Source organism: Methylibium sp. (assembly GCF_013817365.1).
Lineage (GTDB): Bacteria > Pseudomonadota > Gammaproteobacteria > Burkholderiales > Burkholderiaceae_C > Methylibium.
Genome location: NZ_JACDCU010000329.1, coordinates 1 through 4,686, shown reverse-complemented (window position 1 = coordinate 4,686; position 4,686 = coordinate 1). Strand labels below are relative to the sequence as shown.

Sequence of the window (4,686 nt, the reverse complement as noted above, 5' to 3'; positions counted from 1 at the left end):
CCTGATGCGCCGCAGCACTGCAACGAATCGGGAGGCGTGCACGGCGGCTTTCTCTCCACCATGGCCGACGTCTGGCTCGGCTACAACGTCGCTCACCGTCTGCCCCGCGAGACGCGCATCGCAACCGCAGGCCTCAGTGTCGACTTCCTCGCGACGGCTCATGCCGGCCACTGGCTGCACAGCACCATCGACCGCGTCAAGGTCGGTCAGCGGCTTTGTCATGCCTCTGGCGCCATCCTCAGCGAACACGGCGTGGTCGCCGCCATGCGCGGTTCGTTCGCGATACGTGCAGCCGGTTGAGGGCGAACGACGCCCCACGAGCGCTATGGCGGCGCCGGCAGCGCGCTCACGCCTTCAGCGGTTTGCGCGGCTTCTCGAAGCACCCAGGCCATGAACTCGGCAACGCCCGGCCGCGGCGATTCGCTGGCAGGGATCATCCAGTAGGCAAAGTCGCTGAACCCCGGCCCCGTCTCGGACAAGGCCACGAGCCGGCCTTCCTGCAACAGGGGCAGCACCAGTGCGACCCTGCCGAGCGCGATGCCCTGGCCGGCCGCCGCCGCGTGAATCACCTGGTCGTATTGGTTGAAGTACATGGACGACTTGGGCTGCCGCTTGTCGAGCCCCCGGGCACTCAGCCAATCCGACCAGCGCAGCCATGGACGGGCGCGATCGTCGTACTCGATCAGCACTTCACCCAGCCAACCCTCGTTGCTGCTCGCAACGCGCCGCGCCACCTCAGGGCTCGCAACAGGCACCACTTCCTCGCCGAACAGGCGCACGGCCAGCGGCGGAGCGTCGGCAGGCCGGCAATAGCGGATTGCCAGGTCGATGCCTTCGCTGCGCAGATCGAGCAGCCGGTTCGTCGCCGCCACGCGCACGTCGATGTCTGCGTGGGCGGACTGGAAGCTGCCCAGCCGGGGCAGGATCCACAAGGCCATCACGCCGATGCTGGCCGTGATGGTGACCGAAGGCTGTCGGTCGACGCTGCGCATCTCGCGGGAGAAGTCTCCGAGTTCGTCGAGAAAGGGCGACGCGATCGCCAGCAGTCTGTCGCCCAGTGGCGTGAGTTCGATCGCCCGGTGCCGGCGTACGAGCAGGGGCGCATCGAAGTACTCCTCGAGCGCCTGGATCTGCCGGCTGACGGCCGATTGCGAGAGGCAGAGATCCTGCGAGGCGAGCGTGATGCTCTTGCGCCGCCCCGCGGCCACAAAACCACGCAGCATGTCCAGGGGTGGCAGGTCAAGAAGAGGATGCCGCATTTGCTTGGCTCATGGAAGAAATGCGCCGATGTCGTTTGCGCCACCGCGGTGGCACTCGCACACTGGCCGCAGCGAGACTACACCAGCCCTCCGACTCGCCGGGGAATCATGCAAGCCACCCGCTTGCGCAAGGCGACGCAATGCAGTGGCGCGACACCGACGCATCGCGGCCCATGCACCGTCTGTACCACCCCTGCCGAACACACCGCGACGCGTCGTGCTGTCGGCGATGCGTCTATCGACGTGAGTGTCATGGGATCGACTGGCCACCGTGCCGCCGGCACACACGAAGTCATTCGCGCCAAGCATGCGTGCCATTCGAAAAAGACGCTTGAGCACCATCCGCGTCGCACCTTCAATGTCGGCATGAACTCGATTCTCGAATGGCAACGTCCTGCATTGGGCGATCCGAACCATGTGCCAGGGCGTCGCGGTGAGCAGCCGGTCGCTGACCCACGCGGGGCTGCCATCGTGGTGCACGCTGCCGATGGACACGGGCTGGGCTGCTGGTTGTGGCAGCACCCGAAGGACGCAGCGACTCGGGGTGTGGTCGTGATCTGCCCCGCCACGTCTGTGCAGGCGCGCTTCTACTCCCGGTTCGCGCAGTACCTGCACGACCACGGCTTCGACGTCGTCACCTTCGACTACCGCGGCATCGGTGGTTCGCGTCCGGCATCGTTGCGCGGCTTCAAGGCCTCGGCCATCGACTGGGGCCTGCTCGACCTGGAAGCCGTGCTCGGCTTTGTGCGCGAACACTTTCCGGGCCAGCCCGTGGATGTGGTGGCGCACAGCATCGGCGGGCTGGTCCTCGGACTGGCACCGTCCAGTGCCAGCTATCGCCGCGTCTTCACGGTCGGCGCGCAGTTCGCGTATTGGCGCGACTACGCGCCGGATTTGCGGCGCCGCATGTTGGCCAAGTGGCACCTGGCCATGCCCTTGCTGACGGCCCTGCTTGGTTATTTCCCCGGCAAGGCGCTCGGCTGGCTCGAAGACACGCCCGCTGGCGTCATGAGTGATTGGTGTCTGCGTGGTCCTCGCTTCGAGACCACGTGTTACAGCGCCTGCAGCAGGCTCGGCGCTGAAGAGCGGGGGCAGTTGGCCGCCGGCTTCGCGCGCGTGCGAGCGCCGATCCTTGCGCTGAGCCTGAGCGACGACGCCTTCGGCACGATCGCCGCCATCGAGCGATTGCTGGGCTATTTCACCGCCGCTCACCGCAGCCATCTGCGCCTTGATCCAACGCACTTCGGCGCAGCAAGCGTCGGCCACTTCCGCTTCTTCGACGAGGCGTTCAAGAACACGCTGTGGCCGATCGCCCTCGCTTGGTTGCGAGGCGAGGACGCGACCGCCGAAGCCAATGCCCTGGTGGAGCCGCAAGCGCTTCCGTCCGCGGGTTGGATGACGCGCCGGTAGGCACGGCAAGTCGAGATGGCTGACCGCAGTGTCCGCATCCGGGTCGGCGCTGGTGCGCAGGGAATCGAACGCCTGGAGGCCTGCCTTCACGGGCAGGCGTTCTCCGCGCATCGGCACGACACCTATGCGATCGGCATCACGTTGTCCGGCGTTCAGCGCTTCCACTTCCGAGGTGCGCTGTGGCACTGCCTGCCAGGTCAATGCCACATCCTGCACCCCGACGAGGTACACGATGGATTCGCCGGCACCGGCGAGGGCTTCAGCTATCGGATCGTCCACATCGAGCCCTCACTGATCCAGCATGCGCTTCGCGGAAAGCCCCTGCCCTTTGTTGCGCAGCCTGTGGCGGACGCCGCACGCCTGCCGAAGGGCTGCGCACGCGAGATATGGAACATCGACGATCGCCTGGACGAAATCGCACGGGTGGACCTCGTCGTCACCATCGTGGGCCTGCTGCACAGCCTCGCGACTGCCAGCAAGCCGGCACCTTCGCTGGCCCTCGACCGCGTGTCGCGGGTGCGGGACTTGATCGCCGCATGCCCTGCGGCGCGGCATTCGATGGACGAACTCGAGCGGGTCTGCGGCCTCGACCGCTGGACACTCGCGCGCCAGTTCCGAATCGCCTTCGGTACCAGTCCCACACGGTTTCGCACCCTGCGCCAGCTCGACCATGCGCGCAGCGTGATCACACGGGGTCAAGGTCTCGTCGATGCCGCGCTCCACGCCGGATTCGCCGATCAGAGTCACATGACACGTCAATTCAAGCGCGCCTATGGCTTGACGCCCGCGCAATGGGCGGCATCGCTTGTGTCCCCTGAATCCGTGCGTGCCTCGATGGCGAGAACGACCGCCGCCATGTCGGCCTGACCATGGCCGAGCGCCAGCGTCTCGCCGAACAGGGCGTGACAGACACCCAGCAGCGGCGAAGCCAGCATCACGTGCCTCGCGGCTTGCGCCACCAGTCGATTGTTCTCGAGCACATCCACGATCGAGGCCTGGACGGCGAAGTCACGCTCGACCAGCTTGGTCAGCTTCACACGTGACACGCTGCTTGCCATCGGACCGGCATCCAGCACGGCTCGGAACAGCTGCATGTCCAGCCCGTGTCGATCCGCAAAGTGAGTCGCCTCTGCGAGACCGGTGACCATGGTGATCAGAAAGAGATTCACGGACAGTTTCATCAGCAGCGCTTTTGGCACCGGACCGCACACGAATGTCTGCTGGCACATCGGTTGAAGCAGCGGGCGAACCTCCTCGACGCTTGCGCGCTCGCCTGCGAGCATGCCGACGAGCTGCCCAGCCTCGGCCGGCTTGCGCGATCCGGACACCGGCGCTTCGACATAGCGGCCCCCCGCCACGCGAATGTCGGCTTCGAGTCCGCGTGAGTACTCGGCTGATGTGGTTCCCATGTGGACGATCGTGTGATCCACGACGTTCGAGCCGAAGGCTGGCATTCCGCGCTCGAGGACTGCATCAATGACGTCGCCGTTGGCGAGCATGAGGATCACGATTCCCGCTTGTGCAAAGACCTCGGCAGGCGTGGTCGCCACGATCGCGCCCGCCATCCGCAGTGGATCGGCCTTCGCGGCCGAACGGTTCCACACGACGAGTTCGGTGCCTGACCGGGCAAGATTTAGTGCCATGGCCTGCCCCATGGCACCCAGACCGATGAAACCTGTGACCATGGGCTCGTTTGCTCTCTGTCAACGCCGTTCCTGGAAAGGCGACCGCATGTTTCGGTGATGAGCGTGAAAGTCAGCATCACACGTCGGACGCGCGTTGATACATTGATACAGAGCCTATCGGCGCGTCAGATGCTCGTCTTGAAGGGTTGTGCAAGTCGGCCGGCGGTGTCGCGTGTTCAGGCGCGAGAGAGAAGTCATGACGATCGATCTGGCGTCAATGCGGCACGCGCTCAGAGGAGCCTGTCAGATATTTCGTGTGTGAGGCATAGCATGATCACAAGGAGCATCTATGCCAAGCAGGACGAAGAAGGTTGCTACGAGCATGGCGGCGC

Annotated in this window: 5 protein-coding genes; 3 read left to right on the top strand and 2 right to left on the bottom strand. The window is 65.4% G+C overall.

The genetic code is table 11. The features are described from left to right. Nucleotides 1–300 (top strand): PaaI family thioesterase (locus H0W38_RS16895; RefSeq protein WP_292456199.1); only part of this gene is annotated, 300 nt, incomplete at its 5' end. 23 nt (nt 301–323) lie between these two features. On the opposite strand, the gene H0W38_RS16890 is transcribed toward H0W38_RS16895, so the two are convergent. Continuing rightward, the gene (locus H0W38_RS16890; protein WP_292456197.1) at nt 324–1,259 is read right to left on the bottom strand and encodes a LysR substrate-binding domain-containing protein; all 936 of its coding nucleotides are present in this window, start codon (nt 1,257–1,259) and stop codon (nt 324–326) included. A gap of 366 nt (nt 1,260–1,625) precedes the next feature. Between H0W38_RS16890 and H0W38_RS16885 the strand changes: the two genes are divergently transcribed. Together H0W38_RS16885 and H0W38_RS16880 are read left to right on the top strand one after the other, a co-directional pair. Next, a complete protein-coding gene (locus tag H0W38_RS16885) occupies nt 1,626–2,669 on the top strand; it encodes an alpha/beta fold hydrolase (protein WP_292456195.1) in 1,044 nt (347 codons plus the stop codon). Nucleotides 2,670–2,684: 15 nt separating this feature from the next. Continuing rightward, nucleotides 2,685–3,536, top strand: a complete 852-nt coding sequence (locus tag H0W38_RS16880; protein WP_292456194.1) for an AraC family transcriptional regulator — start codon at nt 2,685–2,687, stop codon at nt 3,534–3,536. Here H0W38_RS16880 and H0W38_RS16875 read toward each other — a convergent pair. Further along, the gene (locus H0W38_RS16875) at nt 3,440–4,354 is read right to left on the bottom strand and encodes an NAD(P)-dependent oxidoreductase (RefSeq protein ID WP_292456192.1); all 915 of its coding nucleotides are present in this window, start codon (nt 4,352–4,354) and stop codon (nt 3,440–3,442) included. The genes H0W38_RS16880 and H0W38_RS16875 overlap by 97 nt on opposite strands. Nucleotides 4,355–4,686 lie beyond the last annotated feature (332 nt).

Bases quoted from the DNA above. Each gene is read 5' to 3' on its own strand.
- H0W38_RS16875 (WP_292456192.1), bottom strand. From the start codon at position 4,354: ATGGTCACAGGTTTCATCGGTCTGGGTGCCATGGGGCAGGCCATGGCA.
- H0W38_RS16890 (WP_292456197.1), bottom strand. From the start codon at position 1,259: ATGCGGCATCCTCTTCTTGACCTGCCACCCCTGGACATGCTGCGTGGT.
- H0W38_RS16885 (WP_292456195.1), top strand. From the start codon at position 1,626: ATGAACTCGATTCTCGAATGGCAACGTCCTGCATTGGGCGATCCGAAC.
- H0W38_RS16880 (WP_292456194.1), top strand. From the start codon at position 2,685: ATGGCTGACCGCAGTGTCCGCATCCGGGTCGGCGCTGGTGCGCAGGGA.